The organism is Methanosarcina sp. 1.H.T.1A.1 (genome assembly GCF_000979295.1).
Taxonomy (GTDB): domain Archaea; phylum Halobacteriota; class Methanosarcinia; order Methanosarcinales; family Methanosarcinaceae; genus Methanosarcina.
Genome location: NZ_JJQY01000003.1, coordinates 1 through 14,952, shown reverse-complemented (window position 1 = coordinate 14,952; position 14,952 = coordinate 1). Strand labels below are relative to the sequence as shown.

The 14,952-nt window shown below is 41.0% G+C and carries 16 protein-coding genes and 1 pseudogene; 5 read left to right on the top strand and 12 right to left on the bottom strand.

From position 1 onward, the window contains the following. The 4 genes from EO95_RS00585 to EO95_RS00570 all read left to right on the top strand — a co-directional run bounded on the left by EO95_RS00585 (position 1) and on the right by EO95_RS00570 (position 3,523). On the top strand, positions 1–810 hold the full coding sequence (locus EO95_RS00585; protein WP_048131358.1) for a formylmethanofuran dehydrogenase subunit C: 810 nt from the start codon (positions 1–3) through the stop codon (positions 808–810). A gap of 10 nt (positions 811–820) precedes the next feature. Continuing rightward, positions 821–1,210: a molybdopterin dinucleotide binding domain-containing protein gene (locus EO95_RS00580; protein WP_048131323.1), complete on the top strand. Its 390-nt coding sequence runs from the start codon at positions 821–823 to the stop codon at positions 1,208–1,210. Between the two features lie 2 nt (positions 1,211–1,212). Beyond that, positions 1,213–2,514, top strand: a complete 1,302-nt coding sequence (locus EO95_RS00575) for a formylmethanofuran dehydrogenase subunit B (protein WP_048131322.1) — start codon at positions 1,213–1,215, stop codon at positions 2,512–2,514. 259 nt (positions 2,515–2,773) lie between these two features. Next, on the top strand, positions 2,774–3,523 hold the full coding sequence (locus EO95_RS00570) for an SIMPL domain-containing protein (protein WP_048131321.1): 750 nt from the start codon (positions 2,774–2,776) through the stop codon (positions 3,521–3,523). A gap of 264 nt (positions 3,524–3,787) precedes the next feature. Here EO95_RS00570 and EO95_RS00565 read toward each other — a convergent pair whose 3' ends face one another. Together EO95_RS00565 and EO95_RS00560 are read right to left on the bottom strand one after the other, a co-directional pair. Then, a complete protein-coding gene (locus EO95_RS00565) occupies positions 3,788–4,795 on the bottom strand; it encodes a GNAT family N-acetyltransferase (protein WP_048131320.1) in 1,008 nt (335 codons plus the stop codon). Positions 4,796–4,958: 163 nt separating this feature from the next. After that, positions 4,959–5,663 carry a methyltransferase domain-containing protein gene (locus EO95_RS00560; RefSeq protein WP_048131357.1) on the bottom strand — a complete coding sequence of 235 codons (705 nt, stop codon included), beginning with the start codon at positions 5,661–5,663 and terminating at the stop codon, positions 4,959–4,961. Between the two features lie 611 nt (positions 5,664–6,274). Between EO95_RS00560 and EO95_RS00555 the strand changes: the two genes are divergently transcribed. After that, on the top strand, positions 6,275–7,285 hold the full coding sequence (locus EO95_RS00555; protein ID WP_048131319.1) for a hypothetical protein: 1,011 nt from the start codon (positions 6,275–6,277) through the stop codon (positions 7,283–7,285). A 57-nt stretch (positions 7,286–7,342) separates the two neighbouring features. On the opposite strand, the gene EO95_RS00550 is transcribed toward EO95_RS00555, so the two are convergent. The 10 genes and pseudogenes from EO95_RS00550 to EO95_RS00510 form a co-directional block, all read right to left on the bottom strand. Continuing rightward, on the bottom strand, positions 7,343–8,191 hold the full coding sequence (locus tag EO95_RS00550) for a Rossmann-like domain-containing protein (RefSeq protein ID WP_048131318.1): 849 nt from the start codon (positions 8,189–8,191) through the stop codon (positions 7,343–7,345). 24 nt (positions 8,192–8,215) lie between these two features. Then, entirely contained in the window at positions 8,216–9,007 is a 792-nt protein-coding gene (locus tag EO95_RS00545) for a nicotinate-nucleotide pyrophosphorylase (RefSeq protein WP_048131317.1), read from the bottom strand. Positions 9,008–9,310: 303 nt separating this feature from the next. Next, entirely contained in the window at positions 9,311–9,721 is a 411-nt protein-coding gene (locus tag EO95_RS18100) for an NAD(P)H-dependent oxidoreductase (protein ID WP_082105870.1), read from the bottom strand. A gap of 15 nt (positions 9,722–9,736) precedes the next feature. Next, complete coding sequence (locus EO95_RS00535) at positions 9,737–10,450, bottom strand: hypothetical protein (RefSeq protein ID WP_048131316.1); 714 nt, start codon at positions 10,448–10,450, stop codon at positions 9,737–9,739. A 135-nt stretch (positions 10,451–10,585) separates the two neighbouring features. Then, positions 10,586–10,765, bottom strand: coding sequence for a hypothetical protein (locus tag EO95_RS00530; RefSeq protein WP_048131315.1), 180 nt, complete (start codon positions 10,763–10,765; stop codon positions 10,586–10,588). A 441-nt stretch (positions 10,766–11,206) separates the two neighbouring features. After that, positions 11,207–11,802, bottom strand: a pseudogene (locus EO95_RS16875) (IS5 family transposase). Between the two features lie 1,082 nt (positions 11,803–12,884). Beyond that, positions 12,885–13,541 carry an NAD(P)H-dependent oxidoreductase gene (locus tag EO95_RS00525; protein ID WP_048131314.1) on the bottom strand — a complete coding sequence of 219 codons (657 nt, stop codon included), beginning with the start codon at positions 13,539–13,541 and terminating at the stop codon, positions 12,885–12,887. Positions 13,542–13,615: 74 nt separating this feature from the next. Then, positions 13,616–14,191 carry a flavodoxin family protein gene (locus EO95_RS00520; RefSeq protein ID WP_048131313.1) on the bottom strand — a complete coding sequence of 192 codons (576 nt, stop codon included), beginning with the start codon at positions 14,189–14,191 and terminating at the stop codon, positions 13,616–13,618. A 120-nt stretch (positions 14,192–14,311) separates the two neighbouring features. Next, on the bottom strand, positions 14,312–14,611 hold the full coding sequence (locus EO95_RS00515; RefSeq protein WP_235282786.1) for a putative quinol monooxygenase: 300 nt from the start codon (positions 14,609–14,611) through the stop codon (positions 14,312–14,314). Between the two features lie 53 nt (positions 14,612–14,664). Next, positions 14,665–14,883, bottom strand: coding sequence for a nitroreductase family protein (locus tag EO95_RS00510; RefSeq protein WP_235282791.1), 219 nt, complete (start codon positions 14,881–14,883; stop codon positions 14,665–14,667). Positions 14,884–14,952: the final 69 nt, after the last annotated feature.

Sequence of the window (14,952 nt, the reverse complement as noted above, 5' to 3'; positions counted from 1 at the left end):
ATGTCAGAAGTAATTCTTATTCTTAAGAGAGAGATCGACATTAAACTGGAGGCAGATGTCATAACTCCTGACTCCTTTGCAGATAAAAATGCCGAAGAAATCGGAAGCCTACCCATCTGGCAGGGGCCAAAGACCTACCCTCTTTCCGATTTTTTTGAAGTTAAAGGTAATGGAGGCAGCTCTGCAGCTGAGACTCTGATCCGCATAAAAGGCGACGTAATGAGGGTCAAAAGGATCGGAGAAGGCATGAGTGCAGGAAAAATTGAAATTGAAGGTTCTGCAGGCATGCATGTAGGGTCAGGGATGAAAGGAGGCGAGATTCTCGTATCCGGAGATGCGGATTCCTGGGCAGGCATGGAAATGCTGGGCGGGCTCCTGCATATCAAAGGCAATGCCGGAGACCATGTTGGCTGTGCTTACAGAGGTAAATGGCACGGCATGAAAGGCGGCCGCATAGTGATCGAAGGCTCGGCGCGGCACCAGCTCGGAGGCGGTATGGACGGCGGAGAAATTCTGGTGGAAGGCAATGTTGAAGGCTTCTGCGGGATTCGCCAGAATGGCGGGGTCATCGTTGTGAAGGGCAGAGCTCTTCGCGGCGTTGGCGCCGAAATGGCAGCCGGTACCATAGTTGTCGGGGGGTTAATCGAACGCTTCACTCCGGGTTTCGAATATACAGGTATGGTAGACGGACTCACCCAGGGTGGGGTTGAGCTAACAGGAGAATTCAAGAAGTTCACCGGGGACTATGCGATCAGCAAGCGGGCAAAAGGAGTGCTCTACGCGGCTGCAAATGCAAATCCGGAACTCTGAGGTGAGAAGCATGGAAGTATTACTCATTACCGGAAGTACGATTGATGAAGGCAGGCTTGCCAAAGGCGGGGACAAGTTCACGGACGATTACACCATGGAATGCGCATCCTGCTGGCTTTCCCCTGTGGATTTCGGGTCCCTCTGCTCCCCTGAAAAAGTGAAGGTTACAAGCCGGAATGGAAAGCATTCTGTCGTGGTCTATACGAAATGTACGGATTCAGTTTGTCCGGGGCATGTGTTCATGCCAAGGGCTATCTGGTCCAATGTTATCATCGACCCGGACACCCTTTCTACGGGCTCTCCCCTCTACAAAGGTGCCCCCGTGCAGGTTGAGCCCACGGAAGAAGAGGTCCTGAGCGCCGAAGATGTAGTGCTGAAAGTGTATATGGGAGGGCAGTGAGTATGATTTACAAAAACATAGTCTGTCCGGTCTGCGGGGCGTCCTGTGACGATATCCAGGTCGAGTTCGGAGACGGAAAGATTGAAGCTAAAAATGCATGTAAGATGGGAAACGCCAAGTTCAAGGAAGTTGTAAGTTCCCACAGGCTCAGGCAGCCCCTTATAAAAGGCGAAGGAAAACTGACCCCTGCAGCCTGGGATGAAGCTCTTGAAAAAGCTGCTGATATTCTTGTTTCGGCAAAGAGACCCCTGCTTTTCATGGGCAGCGAAACCTCCTGTGAAGCGCATGAAGTCGGGCTCAAGATAGGGGAATACCTGGGTGCGATTGTTGACTCCAATGCAACAATCTGCCACGGGCCAACAGCCATGGGAATCCAGGAATCCGGAAAAGTCGGCGCAACGGAAGGGCAGAAGAAAAACAGGGGCGACCTTATCATCTACTGGGGAACAAATCCTCTTGAGTCCATGCCGCGGCAGATGTCCAGGTATGGGGTTTTCCCGAGAGGTTACTGGACCAAACGCGGGCGTTTCGACAGGACAGTCATCACCATCGACCCGAGAAAGACTCCCACGGCAGAGGCTTCAGACCTGCACATTCAGCTCAAACCTAACTCTGATTACGAACTGGCCAGTGCCCTCCTGACCATGCTCCATGGAAAAACTCCTCACCCGTCGGTTGAAGAGGTCACAGGTATCCCCATCTCAGTGATGGAAGAGATGCTTGACATGATGAAGAACTGCAACTTCGGAGCCATCTCAGTGGGGCTCGGGCTTTCTTCTTCAATTGGAAAGCACAGGAATGCCGAAATTGCCATGAATCTGGTAAAGGAGCTGAACAACTATTCCAAGTTCACCCTGGGCGCACTCCGCGGCCACTGCAACGTGGCAGGCTTTAACCAGGTCGCCTCTTACATGTACGGCTACCCCTTCGGGCTTGACTTCACACGCGGATATCCGCGCTACAACCCCGGGGAATTTACAACCGTGGACGTTCTGCGGGAAAAGGACGTGGATGCAGCTTTTGTGATGTGCGCCGACCTTGTCTGCCACATCCCTGCGGACTGTGCTTCCTATCTTGCCGAAATCCCCCTGGTCTGTCTGGACATTGCTCCCTGCCCGAGTACAGCTGCTTCGGATGTTGTACTTCCCGGAGTCCTTGATGCCATGGAATGTGACGGAACCTTCTACAGGCTCGACGACGTGGCAGTACACTTCGAACCTTTCACAACCTCGCCCTTCGAATTTACGAAGAGCAACGAAGATACCTTAAAACAGCTCTTTGCTAAGATCAAAGCAAGGAAGTAAGTTAAGTCTGTTTTCACGGATTCTCAGTTAAAGGATAGTGCAAAACAAACAGATGACGTGAGAGTGATATAAAGCTCTCACCTTTTTTCTCTTTTCAGTTTCCTGTGGACACAATTTTTCCTGCAATATCATGTGATTATCATAACTGCGACCGTAGTTGAAGTTTAAGTAATTCTTTAATATGTGTGCGTACATTTATGGCTTGTTAGAATTAGCTGAATCGCCAGTTAATAAAGCATTGAACAGGGAGTATGTGAAAATGTCACAGGAAAATAAAAACGATAAATCTTATTACGTTATCATTGCGCTATCAGTTGTTCTGGTGCTGATGGCAGCAACGATATACTCCACTTCACAGAGTGGGTCTGAAAAGGATACGGAAAATACTATTTCCATGAGTGGGTATTCTGAACAGAAAGTTGTCCCTGACACAGCAACATTGAGCATAGGTGTTGTAGTTCAGTCTGCAACTGCAAAGGAAGCATCCGATGAAAATGCAGCCCTTATGAGCGCTGTAATAGCAGAACTCAAAGCAATGGGATTGCAGGACAAGGAAATAAAGACTTCATATGTTTCCGTGTCCCCTGTATACAACTATGATGCCGCACAAACAATCACAGGTTACTCTGCATCCAACAGTGTGCAGATCACAACCACAAAGCTCGACAACCTGAGTGAGATCATTGACAGGTCCACAGCCGCCGGAGCTAATGATATTGGACGCATTTCTTTCTCAGTATCTGATGACATGCAAAAGCAGCTTCGTGAAGACCTGATGAATGAAGCAGTAGCTGATGCATCATCAAAAGCCACTACGCTTGCTAAGAGCCTGGGGGTTGAGATTACTGGTGTGCAGACTTCATCTGTAAGTGAAAACAGCGGTTCCAGAGTATATTACGAATACGATATGGCAACAGAAGCAAAGAGCGCAGGGGCAGCTTCCACTCCTATTCAGCCAGGCGAGTCTACCGTTTCAATGTCAGTACAGGTCACGTACTACATTGAATAAGAAATTTGGATTAAGTAGTTTGAACACTGAAGTATACAAATGATCAGGAGTTGCAGATGACGAATGTTGTTTGCAACTTCTAAGGTCAATGTGTCTTCAAGCTCATTTTTTCAGGTAGTAATGCAATTTTTAATACTAATTTTGCTTTCCACAAGATCTTCCACCAAAATTCGATATTTCAATCAAAAAATGAAAAAATCACTGGATTTTGGAACGGAGTCAAAATCCTTACTTTTGTATTTTTTAAAGAAACTTCGTATTCTATCAATAAGTTTCCTTATGAGTGGTTTTGTATAAGGTTTTCGCGATTGAATATTTTTTGCTCTCCAGGGTCACACTATAGTATGGAATTAGCTCAGGAGAAAAGCCCATAATAAAATCCACAAATGCAGGAATATTTGCTGCCATTACGTTCATGTATTTGAAGTCTCGGGACTTCAGGTCAAGAAATTCATTATAATACAGAAGAGCAATGGTGCCCAAACGATCAAAATCAGGGTTCAGGGCTGAGGTCCAGATTACAGCGCATTTCTTTCCGTACAGATTTAAGTGAGCTGCAACAGCTTCACCCTCAGGAGTCTCTGAGACAAACATGTATCCAATGTCTTTTTCCTGAATTAGCTTAAATACTCTTTCATAGAAACCTCTGGGCAAGGGGGGCTCTAAATTCTGCTTTTCATAGGCCAGTGAAAGCAGACGGTAATAAGTTTCAGGGTCATTCAATGCCCTGGTTTTAAGTCCTGCCTCAGTTGCGGTTTTAAGTTCCACCTGTCTTTCCCTTGAAAGGTTGCTGTCTATGTTTTCTTTCAGATCCAGATAATGTGTATAATGCACGGCGGAATCCCATCCATTCCACGTAAACGGTCTTATATCCTCAAAGCCTGGAGCGAACGTAAGACGAATGCTGTCAAATCCCTGCTTGCAGAGAAATTCCCTGAGGGGATTGAGGATATCATGAGTTTCCTGTACACGTTTACTTGCTTTAGAGCTGGCACTCTCTTTTATAAGAGGCCCACTGTAGCTGGTCATTCTACAGGTTGAAGTTGCCACTTTCAATATCCCCCTGATATTTTTAACAAAAAGGGGGCATCCTCCTACAAGCTCACCGTTTCTGAAACAACCGTAGATTTTTAGATCTATTGACAGGGCATCCCTGCAAATTTCAAGCCATTCACTGGTATGAAAGAGTATACCGGGTTGAGCTTTTTCGACAAGCAAATTCCATTCTTTGTATTCGGATGGCAATAATTCTCTAACTTCAATTCCGTCCAATTTTAAGCCTCGTGCAAACAGATAATTATTTTTATCTGCGATGAATGACTCAGTTCCGATATCTGATGGTAAAGTGAATGTTACTCGTCAACAAAAAATAAAATGAATTTTTACGTTCATCTGCCGAAAGCAGGTTTGATTCAATCTCCATCTGAACAGCCGTTTAACTCCTAAATATTATTGCATGATATTTGTATTCATAATACATTGATTGTACACAAATCATTTCAAAACCATTTTTATTTGCAATTTTTTTAATTTTATTGGGATAATGGGAATACCCCAAAATGTCTCTCGGACGGTTTTTCAAGCTTGATGATATTGAATTTTTAACCCCACAAACCACTTTGCTTAATATTTTCCTACAGCTTTTATCCTGTGAAAACAGCCCTATTTTCCACAATGGGTATAAGCGAGGGTCCAGCATGTCAAACAATACTATTTTTCCTTCTTTATTAATATATTTTGATGCATTGAAAATAAAATCATCAATTTCTTGATATGTCAGGTACTGCAATACTCCAGCTGCATTTATTCGGTCAAAGGAAGAGTCCAGCTTGTCCCAGACAGTTTTGTCGTCAGCCAGAATTAAAGTTATATTTTCACAATTCCTTTCCTTTATTTTTTTGCTTGCTTCCTCAAGCATGGACGGGGAAAAGTCAACTCCTATCGTCTTTTCATATTCTGGCGCATAGTAAACCAGGAGTTCTCCAGCTCCGCACCCAAAGTCAAGAAGGGTTTTTCCACCATCCAGATGGAATAATTTTTCCCTTGCCTCCATAGCAAGAAATTCTTCAGCTGAAGATCTGTGACCCCCACTTCTCTTATCTGCAAAAAACTCTTCCCATACGTTTTTTGGTTTCAATATCTTTTTTTCATATTCCGCAGACCTGTTTTTTTCATAAATCTCAGACCCTTTTTTTTCATGTCCCACCGCCATATTTTCTTTATACCCCCAAATATTGCTTTTTTACCTCTCCCCATGCACTCTAAAATTGCTACACTATCAGTTCTCTTAGTTATTCCCCAAAATAACTCAAAACTGTAAATATATACTAAATAATTCTATTTTTATGCCTATATATAAGTTTCTCTGGCGGTTGAAGCTTCTTCAAATTTGTTTTTTAATATTCATTGCTTCCCGGTTCTATCTTTCTTTCCGTTCATAAATATGAATCTCTTCCCAATTTATTCTTAATTTAAATCCATATGGTCTCAAAAAAATTGTGTAGTCTTTGAGTCATAGTTTCTCGGTTTAAGCGAGTAAGTATATAATTAAAAAATTTAAAAAGTATTTTGTACTCTACCACTATCTCATTTAAGGAAATTGTGCAGTTGAGTTCTGAAGTCAGTAGTATAGAACACTAAGATTTCTAAATATGCCATTTTTCACAAACTCGCAAGTACTTGATTTTGAGATTAATTTAAAGCAATAGTAAGAGTTAGAGCCCTGAATTAACTAATAAAGGTCTGATTTAAATGTTCAAAAAAAGCAATATCGTCAAATGGCTGATGCTTACATTATTTATTTATTTTTTATTATCCGGTTCTGCAAGTGCAGATGATAGCGAACTGAATGATTCCGAATCTAATGAAATCTCTGATTCTATTACGGAATTCGCAAACGATCCCTCGTTCATAGCCTACAGGGGAACCATACCGGAAACAATTGATCAGGAGTGGAAAAATTCAATTGTAGATTGCTGGCTAAATCTTAACCGAATAGGGCCATCATATTCAGAATTTGACAGTTCTATATCAAGCATTGCTGCCAGTGATATACTTATTATTGAATTGGGATCTGCATATAAAGAAGAAGTAGATGACTCAAGAATTGACGAGATGTATCAGAAAATAGAGAATTACTGCGAAGAGCAGGAAGGAATAAGTGATATTCCTGTGGTTTTTATGTGGGCACAGGACGAGGAAGATCTTCCGTTACCGGACTATGGGCCTCAGGTTTTTGAAGACGCTAAGAAGAATCCATTATGTGTAGCTACTCGGGGAACAATGCCTGTAATCACAGATGCCAGTGAAAAAGTGGAATGGATAGATTCACTTGTTCAGTGTAAACGGGCACTTTCTAACCCTTATATTACTGATACAGGAATTACGCCGTACTTTGTTGAATTCGGTGGCCCAGTGAGCAGCTTCGGACCCAACATGAATGGATATTTAAACGTAGGTTTCGAGGGATATAGTTCCGAAAAAGTAAATGAATCGTTAATTGATGAAATATATCAGGTAATAGACGAAAGCTGTGAGGAGGAAGGCATAAGTGACGTTCCAGTCGTTTTTGAGTTTATAGGATACATAACAGAAGACATAGCAGTAGTTGATGGACCATATCCTGATGAAGCTGATGATTCCAATTTATCAGGTAATGAAGAAGAGATCACTGGTAATGAGACAACCAATCAAATGCCTGGTTTCACTTCAATAATGGTTATTTTAGGGCTTTTATCGGTACTGGTTTTCAAGCGTTCATAACATAAATGCATAAGATCGATGGTTTCATATCACATCGATCCTGCCCGTTTTCTTATTTCAAGCAGACTTATTTTCTTCTTGTTCTTTTCTTCTGAAAGCTACCTTCTCCCCGCAGCACTTGTGCAACTTTTTCGTTCCTCCCGCCTCACTGACCACCGTAAGCATTGTTAAGGGGTCAATAATTCGGGTTCCCATTATTGCAGTAATACCTCTACTAAAAAACGGTGCCGGATAGAGAGGCGCGCTTGGGCCGAGCAGGACAACTTCCCTTGCTGCACCCCGGAGGGAAAGAAGTTCATCAAAAGTCCGGTTGGCGAGGGTGCTTGCACTGAGAATTATCACATCCGATGAAGGGAGTATTTCTCTGGCTTTTTCCGAGGGCAGGGTCATGGTTTGAGGAAATTCGATTTCACGCTTTTCAAGGACTGTAAGCTTATCGGTTATTTTCAGTATTCTCGGGACGAGAGGCCCGAAATAGCCTACCATCGCAACTTTATCTTCAGGTTTTATGAGGTCAAGGATATCTATGCTTGAAACAGGAAAGTTTTCGGGCTTCAGGTCACAGAGCATGTGGGAAAGCGCGTTTGCAGTTGCAACTCCAACTGCAGCTTCAAGTGGGTTTTCTGACAGAACAAGTTCAAGCAGTTTATCCGTAGTTTTGCCTTTCAGGGTATCTGCAAAACCAAGGGCAGGGCAGCCTGAAAACTCGTAAAGGGGGGTGCAGGCAACACCTCCGTAGTTTTCGGAAAGCAGGACTCCGGTATAGGCGAGCCCTATCCTTACTTCCTTTACTTCGATTTCTTCAAGGGCAGGTCCAAGGTCTTTTTTGAGCGCACTTATAAGGGCGAGCAGGATTCCGTTTTCTTCTTTTTTCCCGGTTTCCTGTAAATTTTTGCTTTCTGACATGCATCCACCTTTTATTTTCTCAGCTTACAGTCTTTCGATCTTCGTTGTAAAGTCAAGAGGAGTTGCATAATAGGGAGCACTTGTGACGATTATGTCCACTAGAGGGGCATATTCGGGGATTCTTTTTGCTTCGATTCCTCCCACTGCAAGTTCAAGTTTCGGGTTCAACTTCTTAAGTTCGGGCCCGACCTTCTGCATTTCTGCCGGAGACAGGTGGTCAAGGAGCATTATATCCGCATGTATTGCGTACCTGAGGGCTTCTTCCCTCGACCGGGGCTCGATTTCTATTTTTTTCATAGCTCTGAGTTCTCCCAGTTCCCCGGCAACTTCCAGGTGGTTCTGGCTGAGCTGGATGGAATCGCTGAGGGAGTTCCTGTGGATGTCCCCTCCGCCTGCCCTGACGGCTTTAAGTTCAAATATCCTGGCTCCGGGGTGGGTCTTTCGGCTTGTTGCAATAATAAGGTCAGGATTTGCCTTTCGGCCTGCGCTTACCATAGAGGCTGTTTTCGTGGCAATGGCGCACATGAGGGTAAGGAATGTCTGGGAAACCCTCCAGAACCTGAAAAGGAGTTTGAGGTCTCCCTCGGCTTCGATAATCGCATCCCCGGGTTTGAAAGGCTGACCATCTTTGAGGTAATTAAGGTTTTTCAGACCTTTTCTTTCATAATATTCCGATAGGTCGCCGGCGCAGGCACAGATCCCGTTTTCTCTCGATATAATCCTCATTTTTCCCCTGCCTTCAAGCCTGAGCAGTTCTGCGCTTTCATCCTGATAGGGGCAGTCTTCGTAAAAGTAAAGCTCAAAAAGGTCTATCATGTTTTGCCTCAAAAATTCCCTTCATAAATTCCTTATTTTTATGTTTCTATTTCCTCTGATACCTTTTTTCCCTTGATGCTGTTTTTCGTATCAATTTCTTTGTTTCCGGTCCGTGTCCACTTTATTTCTGGTTTTCCACGCACCTGTATGGGATTTAAATGATATGTTTGAACATACATAACGGTTAATAAAGCTTTTTGCAAAAATAGTGTATATAAATATTATTAGAAAGTTGTACAAGGTGCAGGCTGAGCTCCAGTCCTGAATTCTCAAAAAAATAAATACAGGTGTTTTCTTCTCGATTTAAATTTCCAAAATTCTCTTTCTATATTTCTCGAGTTCTTCTGCCCCTTTTTCCTTTGAAAAGCTGCTCACTTCATATATGATGTAAGAAGGCAGCACTTTCATCCCCATGAACTCAAAGATGCAGTGGGTTACGGATTCCAGATGCCTGTTCAGGTCTCCATGCGCTCCTTTTTTCGGAGAGCCTGTGATAGCAGCGAGCATGGTAAATTTACTGTTAAATGCTGTGGCAAAGGTCTGGTTTTTGAAGTATGGCTGGCTCCAGACATGTCTTAAAATATCGGTTTTATAATTGAGACCTTGGGTATCTAGTAAGGATTTCAATTTGATTGTATGAAGGTCCGGATTTTGCTTTCGTTTGTTGTCCCAAACTCGAAGTCCAGATTCTGTTCTCAAAAATTTAAAATCCACTCGATAATCTCATATTTATGGATTAAAGTTTTTCTTCTTAAATAATCCCTCTTTTTCCATTTTGTTTTTTATATTCTTAGGTATCTCAATATCTTTTCCATTTATTTTTTCTTCATTCTCGTATTTCCTTGCAAGTATTTCGTAAAGTCTTCTTGGTTGTAATTTTAAACTAAAGGGATCGTCTTTGTGTTCAAAACACCGGTGTTTATACCACACATCAAATAATTTTTCATCGATTTTACTCGTCTTACTGGGGTTTATTATATTTATATTCGCATATCTTAAGATTCTTGGTAATGAACCGAACAAAATTATAGAAAGGATTAAAGATAATATTAACATCATACATTCGCAATCATTTTGAGTACTAATGTTGAGTAATCTCAAAATCGCTGCGCAAGCTGTTTCATTGGGGACGCTACTGTTTTGAGTACTACTGTTGATTAATCTCAAATTCAAAATAGTTGCACTAGCTGTTATAAGAAAAGTGAAGCAGAGAATGGTGAATAAAAAAGATATCGCATCTGCGAGTTGGCATAACTCTTTTGCAAGAGATTCAATTTTACTAAATAATTCTGATTTTTTGATCCCAGTAGTTCTAGTGTCCTTTTTATATACAATTTCCTGTACCCAAAGCCCATATGCCTCTCGATATTGATTAATGTATTGAGTTAAGTAAAGTCCAAATAAAGCAAAAAGTACCCCAAAAAAAACGAATAGCCGCATCATATAATTCACCTAAACGCATATTTAGCCGCACAGCTCTGCAATGTTTGTGTACTGAAAATGAGAGAGATGAAGTGATTAAGAAGATTCTAAATATGGATTCGCCTTCATTTGGAGAATTAATATCAGGATCTATTTTTAGCTTTCAGCTTTTTTAGCTTTGACTAAATCTTTAAGCAAATCCGCATTGAGTATAATTACAGTTAACAAAAGTGCGAACCCTAAGTATTCATTTCCAATATATGAAGTAGCTATAATTAGCACTGCAAATATGAAGTATACTCTCATCATACGCATAGCCATTTTGATTATTTCCATAGCTTATTCGCCTTCTAGTTTCTACTCTATTATATTTCTATTCTTGAGCTGGTTATTAAAATCCGACTACTCATGTTTTTGGCCAAAAGCAGATATTCCATTTCTTTCCATTGATCTTGGTTTATCTACTCCTAAATATTGGTTCAGAGGTATTGGAGACATTTTGAAGCAAGTTCTTTTATTGCGAGCCGATCGCAAAACTCAAAATCGCGTCTATGTATTTCAAATTCCGAATGATCAATCGAGTTTTCTACTTTTTAAACTTCAATTGGTGATATTGAATCTCTAACGAACTTAGTTCTAGAGTTTTGGATGAAAGATCCAACAGCAATAATAAACATTCGATATAATAAACTTTACTATTTGCTTTGAAAACTTAGGAAATCCGTTTCTAAAAAATCGTAATTATAAGAGCGTGTCTTAAAATTATTCTCCTTCTCTTCAATTTTTTATATTATCGATTCTTTTAATCATCATTCTGATCATGGCAGCATATATCAATGCTTGACTTGATTCTGTTAATCCTTCGTATTCTTTACTTAACCTTCGATATCTACCTAGCCATCCAAATGTCCGCTCTACTATCCATCTATGTGGAAGTACTTGAAATTCTTTGATATTATCTCTATGCTTAACTATTTCTAGTACCCATCCACATGTTATCTTGACCCATTCAATCAGTTTACCTGAGTAACCAGCGTCAGCCCAAATAAGCTATAATCGAGGGAATGCTCCTTTAACTTGTTCCAGAACAAGTCTAGCACCATCTCGATCCTGGATATCTGCTGTATGAACCACAACCATCAACAGTAACCCTATTGTATCCACCAGAATGTGACGTTTTCTCCCTTTAACTTTCTTGCCAGCATCATACCCACGGACTCCTGGAGTTTCTGTGGTTTTAGTATTTCTCGATAAGAATGAACACGTTTTCGACCACGAGTACTTCGAAGAGTGGGAAGATGAGGATTAATTAAGTCCCATTCTCTGTTGGATAAATCACTGGGATAAGGAAGCCTTATACATCGTTTTGACATTGAAGAAGAAGCAAGAGAAAAGGAGTATTTAATTTTAAGACAGCCTCTAAGACCTGCTCTTTTATGTGTCAATGTGCCTTTTTGTGATATTCGATTAATAACTCACCCTCCACTAATGTAATTTCGCTGACCCATAGATTCCAATTTTTAAAAGCCAATGAAGTATCTATTCTCTCGCCCTAACCTCAACAATTCTGCCTGTACCTCAAACTGTTTCGTCCCCTTTCTCTTGGACTGACTCTGACATTATAGTAGATGATTAGACAAATCAGCACATCCACGCCCACGAACTCAAAAAAGAAGTGGTTTATCTGTATTAAATACAAAATTAAAATACGTATATTTAAAATAATCCAAAAAGTAATAATGAAAACTATCACATCCATAATATTTATCGGTCTGCATATTTAATTGCAAAGCCATCTGCAAATATTAATACAGTGAAAACGAGAATAATATGAAGGATTATATTTAAAAGTGCAATGTTTGTAATTAATCCGTTACTTAAGTATAATAGAGGATTATACATATAACTAGGATTAACAAAATTATGGTCCCTATGTATACCTTTCTCATATATGTAGCCATTTTAATCATTTCAACCCCTTATTCCCCGAGTTTTGGTTCTATTATCTCAAATTGATCTTATTCATATTATCTGTAAGTGTCTGTATCCTCTACTATTTTTACTTCGAGTGTTCAAGAATGAACTTCCAGATGGGAACTTGTAAAAGTACTTCATAATAATATGTATCCAATGATATATAGATTTCTAAATTTCTTTATGATGATAAATTCAACTTTTCGCACCAAATTTCTTGATTTTTATATTTTTCCAGCTATAAATTTTTATCACAATATGAATTTTTATAACATCTGTACATTCACAGGATTCTATACAATTCTGTCATTATTTGGAGATGTTGCAAAACTTTATCGGGAAAAATGTTGATTTTGGATAAAATACTGCGGAATATGGGGTTGGATGTTATATTTTAATATTTTTCATAACTTAGTTTTGGAATTACTTTGGTTCATTGCTATTGTATTTGATCCAAGATCCAATTTTTTAAGCAAAGGAGTTACACAGAATCTGACCCTAATCTAAATATTTTCTGTCTGTACTTTTCGAGTTCTTCTGCCCCTTTTTCCTTTGAAAAGCTGCTCACTTCATAGATGATGTAAGATGGCAGTACTTTCATCCCCATGAACTCAAAGACGCAGTGGGTTACGGATTCCAGATGCCTGTTCATGTCCCCGTGAACCCCTCCTTCTACATACAATGCCTGCGGAGTCCCGGTGGTGGTGACAATCATTGCTGATTTTCCTTTCAGGAGCCCTGTTTCGTAGGTGTTTTTTGTAATCGGGTTAAAGCTAAAACCCGGAGCCAGGACCCGGTCAATCCAGCCTTTCATGATCGCAGGCATGGACGTGAAGTAGATCGGAAACTGGAAAATCAGGATGTCGGCCCATTTTACTTTCTCCATCTCGGCTTTGATGTCGGGAGCAAATGCCCCGGTTTTTGAGGCGTGGATTGCTTCAAAGAAAGGCTTGAAAATATCCGGCTTTTTCCGGTCCGTGAAATCCCCCTCAGTGAGCACGGGATTGAAGTTCATTGCGTAAAGGTCTGAGAGTTTGACTTCGTGACCCTTTTCCTCTAGGGTTGCAAGGGCAGTGTTTTTAAGGGCAGCGTTAAAGGACTTCGGTTCCTGCTGTGCGTAAATGTAAAGAATTTTCATTTTATTTCCCCCCTTATTCTACCTATGGAATTCGTTTCCCGGAATAAAAAAGTAAGTCTGCCTCTCTCATTAAGTTATGAATGGAGCTTTTTCAAAAGCCATGCCATATTCTGTCCCAGGGTCTCCATTGTCCGGATGCCCTCTTCGTCCTTTTCAACGTCCCCCTCAGCAAGCCCTATCCCTATGTTCCAGTAACTGGATCCGGGGATAATCATCTGGGAAATGGTGAAGAAATGGTTGATAGAATCAAAAACGTGGATTGATCCGGCTCTCCTTACCGCAACTACAGCCACTCCAACTTTATTCCTGAACATTTCGTTATTGACTTTCGCAACAAAGCCCGCCCTATCTATAAGAGCTTTGAGCTCAGGTGTCAGATCGGCGAAATATGTAGGCGATGCAAGGATTATACCATCGGCTTCAATCATTTTTTCAATACATTCGTTGACAATGTCTTTGTCGATTACACACCTTCGATCCATGTTTTCAAAACATTTCATACAGGCTATGCAGCCGTGAATGCTTTTTCCTCCAAGCTGCACCATTTCGGTTTCAATGCCTTCTTTTTCAAGTTCTGAAAAAACGTGTTCTATGAGAGAGGCTGTATTGCCTCCCTTCCGTGGACTTCCGTTAAATGCGACGACTTTCACTGTTTGTATCCTCCGATTATTCATTACTCATTCTTCTTCAGTTTCATTTCTCATATCGAGTTTGATGCCACTTCTTCAAAAAATGCATGGGAGTAGAATTTGGGGAATGAAAAAGATAAATCACAGCTTTTTTTTGTATACATTAATTTCAGTTTCTTTCTCAAGATATTCTGAAAGTAAAGGGACTATTTCTCTAAAATGATTGGAGTTTAAGTGTTCATCCAGGCTGCTTTTATCTTTCCATTCTTCTAATATCGTCAGGATTCCCGGATTCTCTAATTCCTGATACAACCCATATTCTATGCAGCCTTCTTCTTTTAACGATTCTTCAACAAGATTTTTACACAAATCTATATATTCTTGAATTTTGTCAGTTTTGATATGATTTTTTGCAACAACTCTTATAGTCAATAAAATCACCAGTTTGTACAGATTTTTGATTCTGCCAGTATTGAACAGCATCAATCACAGAATCATTCTTTTTTCTGGCCGTACCTGTTGTGGTAAACTTTATCCTCAGTGTATCGGTCTTGAAGTGCGGGTTTCTGGGCAGGGTAGCCGATAGGCACAAGACCAAGAGGAAATACATGGTCAGGCAGCCCAAAAGCTTTACGAAAACCATCGACCCTGTCCTTCATCGGATAAATCCCTGTCCAGACTGCCCCAAGCCCAAAATCGTGAGCTGCAAGCAGGAGGTTCTGAGTGGCTGCCGAGCAGTCCTGTACCCCTGTCTCTTATACACATCTGACGCTGCCGACGAA